The 3,609-nt window shown below is 35.1% G+C and carries 3 protein-coding genes; all 3 read right to left on the bottom strand.

Annotated elements, in window-relative coordinates; all coding sequences use genetic code 11:
• The coding region (locus AC220I_RS19965; protein ID WP_486725624.1) for an NAD(P)/FAD-dependent oxidoreductase at nucleotides 1-1,374 on the bottom strand (1,374 nt) is incomplete at its 3' end.
• 19 nt (nucleotides 1,375-1,393) lie between these two features.
• Complete coding sequence (locus AC220I_RS19960; RefSeq protein ID WP_486725623.1) at nucleotides 1,394-1,609, bottom strand: hypothetical protein; 216 nt, start codon at nucleotides 1,607-1,609, stop codon at nucleotides 1,394-1,396.
• An 8-nt stretch (nucleotides 1,610-1,617) separates the two neighbouring features.
• Entirely contained in the window at nucleotides 1,618-3,387 is a 1,770-nt protein-coding gene (locus AC220I_RS19955) for a glycosyl hydrolase family 18 protein (protein WP_486725622.1), read from the bottom strand.
• Nucleotides 3,388-3,609: the final 222 nt, after the last annotated feature.

Below are 3,609 nucleotides of genomic sequence, written 5' to 3'. Positions count from 1 at the left end.
TTTCGTTGATGGTGTATATGTTGCCTCAAGCGCACTGAATGCATCCTCATATGAAACGCCGTGCCCTTGATAAAAGGAAACCCTATCCATGTGACTGGTCTCATTCTTTTCATCCACCTTTAGAAATTCGCCCACAGTGGTAGATGGTGCGGTAAAATTACTGCCCCCTAGTTGAAACGCTTTGGCTTCAAGTGACTTTTGGAACTCAATGCCATTTAAAATATTTTCATTGCCGCCAAAATCCTCTGGATCAACGTTTACGAGTAATGCACTATTAGCATTGTATTCCGCTCTGGCAAACTCACTCATACCATTGACAACCAATCCACCATCTTCAGAAGCAGATGCAACCACCTTGCCCCCAGGACACATACAGAAAGAATAAACACTTCTGCCATTTTGACTCTTATGAGTCAACTTATAATCAGCAGCGCCTAATCTTGCATTTTTGTGTGCACTCCCATATTGTGATGCGTTAATTAAGATCTGCGGATGCTCAATTCTCACGCCCACTGCAAAAGATTTTGATTCCATATCGACTTTAAGATCATGTAGATGCTTAATTAATGGTCGCGCACTATGGCCGACGGCAAGTACTACTTGATCCGCATTAAATGATTTTACAGTATTAGTCTCTATCGCTCTTACATTAACACCCTTAATCTGATTTTCTTCTATTAAAAACGATTCAACAGCATGTCCAAATAAGATTTCACCACCATTACTTATAATGGTCTCTCTAATGTCTTTAACAACAATCTTTAAACGATCCGTACCAATATGTGGTTTATTTTTATATCTAATTTCTTCTGGCGCTCCTGCTTTAATAAAAGACTCAATCACATATTCTATGCGATTATCCTTAATACGCGTCGTCAATTTACCATCTGAAAATGTTCCAGCACCACCTTCTCCAAATTGAACATTTGAGTAAGGGTTTAAAACGCCCTTATTCCAAAATTTATCTACACTGATTGTTCTTTGTTCCACTGGCTCACCTTGCTCCAATATAATTGGTTTCAGTCCAGCCTTAGATAGAATTAAGCCTGCAAACATACCAGCTGGCCCAAATCCGATGATGATTGGTCTACTTTGTCGATCGATCTTTGTTAAATCTAGCGATTCATAAATTGGCACATATGATTCAGGTGACTTATTAAAACCCTTCATTAAAAGCTTATCTTCAATTGTCGTTTCTACATCAATTGTATATGAAAAAATGATTTCCTTTCTCGCATCAATGGATTCTCTCACTATTTTATAGTTTAATAATTCATTTGGTCTGAGTCGTAATTTCTGTTCAATCTTTTTGGTAACTGTTGCTTCATTAAACTTTTCATCAAGTTTAAATTTAATTTCATTCACTCTAATCATGTTCGCCTCTTCTTTGTTTTTAATTTGTTTTTTCAATAATCTGATCCTTTATTTCAATCATGCCAAGGTCCTTAGCACGCTCGATAATTTCTGCATCAGAAATATTGAGCATAATCATTTGTCGATTTTCATAATATCCAATAATCCCATAAAATATCAGAGATAGCCCAAGTATTAATAAAAGCCAATATTTAAAAAGTCTACGAATGTTGACGATAATCCCTAGCTGTTCCATATAGCCTCCTACTCACTTATTTCGTTTAGAATTGCATCATAAACACTATTTTCTTCAAGTCCTCTACGCCAACACGCAACGCCTCTAAGTCCTAATTTTTTAACTAAACCGGCCTTTTTTGCCAGAGTTGTTTCGTTCTCTACCCATATTTTCTTAATCTGATTGTCTTCTAAGTAGGATACGAAGAATAGGCCATCCTGTTCATTCCAAATAGGCGCTAATTCTTTTTCTTCAATTAGCTTATTTTGTGCAACCATGCCAATTGAGTTAGATGACACTTCAACTTTATTAGCCGCTTCGTTTGAAAAAGTTTCAGTCCAAACCCTCGTATAAAAGGGTAAGCCCATTACAAGTTTCCTACCCGGTACTTCTTCAAGAATACGTGTTAAACTATTTTCAACCCAGTCATATGAAGATACGGGACCACTAATCGGACTTGAAGCCCAGTACTCATCATATGTCATAATGATCAAATAATCAACAGCTTTTCCCAGTGCTCTTCGATCAAAACACTTAGACCAATTGTCACTACCATCCATCACAGTAACATCCATTGACAATGTTAACTTAAATTGATTTGAATACCAAGCTAACTCATTGATAAAATGAGAAAGATTGTCTTTATCATCAATATAAATATTTTCAAAATCAATGTTGATCCCTTCTATTTTGTTTTCTATGCAAAGTGTAATCAAATTGTCTATGAAGCGTTTTCTACTTTTGTATGAGCTCAAGAACTCATGTGTCAGGTCAGGATCAAAATCATTGGTTGCAAGTATCCACAACTCATATTGGTTGAACTTGGTCCATTCAATATATTCTGTCGAGACTTGACTTGATATATCGCCATGAGAGTTCTCTAGTTCAATCCATGTGGGTGAGACCACATTCACACCCTTCATATCTGGAATTTGATTTGTTTTTGGATTTCTACCATATACGGCTTCCCAAACTAAAAATATTGGTTCATCTACCAAAGCCTTATCTTCATAGTAATCCTCAGTTTGATATATAAATGTATTAGCTTGTATTTGAGGTTGGATCACACTTTTTAAGGCGTAGCCAATCGTTCTACCATTAAAGGCTAAAACTGTGTCTTCGTTAACGTCATAAACAATCAATGAATCCTCTGGACTTATTGAATCCAGTATCTTCAAACTTGTGAAAACATCTTTAATTGTCGGGTAAGGTTTGATTAGGAAGGTCTCTTTAATTTCAGAAACACTTTGAAATAAATAGGATTTCTCTTTACTACTTGTAAAACCATAGTCAACTGCATCACTCAAGATGATTGTTATACTATTGTCTTCAGTCCTTACACTTTTAAACCCAAGTTTTCTAAAGCCCTCTAATTGACTGAAGTCATCTATCGATATATAAATTGAACCATTTGTAAACTGATAGTCGACGCTTAAATTTATTTTTTGACCGTTTAATGTCGTGCTACCATCTTTATCAACAATTAGATAATTAGATTGCCACATAAGAGAAAGTATTTCTGCATTTAAATCATAATGATAAGTTACATCCATATCCTTTAGCCATTGTAAGTTAATATAATCTGGATTTTCCAAGTTAAAGGTTGCTGTCTCCTTATAAACATTATTTACCCCTAAAAAGTAAACACTGGGTTCACTCACTTGAATCTCTGTATTTTGAAAATGATCACTGAGCCAATGCCTAAGCTTAATATTTCTTTCAATATTAAAGCTTATGTATAGAAGGATTATGAGAAGAATAATAGTTGATCCAATTGCGAAATTGATGAATTTTTTCAAGTTTGACCTCCTTTGACAATTTCCAGTTTGTCCACATTCTATCCTAAAATCGAACCGTCGATTATCATTTGTTTGTGGATAACTATTGTACTTTCTTAAGTTTATTGCTTAATCCACAGTTTGTATCCACACAGTACACATTTCATCCACAGATTTTAGGGTTTTCATGACCACTATGTCCACTTTCAATCCACATTTTTTTTGAAGTTGTCCTCAGTTTTT

This window comes from Fusibacter sp. (assembly GCF_057447755.1).
The sequence above is the reverse complement of the archived record's forward strand: the minus strand, read 5'-3'. Positions and strand labels throughout refer to the sequence as shown.

Bases quoted from the DNA above. Each gene is read 5' to 3' on its own strand.
- AC220I_RS19960 (WP_486725623.1), bottom strand. From the start codon at position 1,609: ATGGAACAGCTAGGGATTATCGTCAACATTCGTAGACTTTTTAAATAT.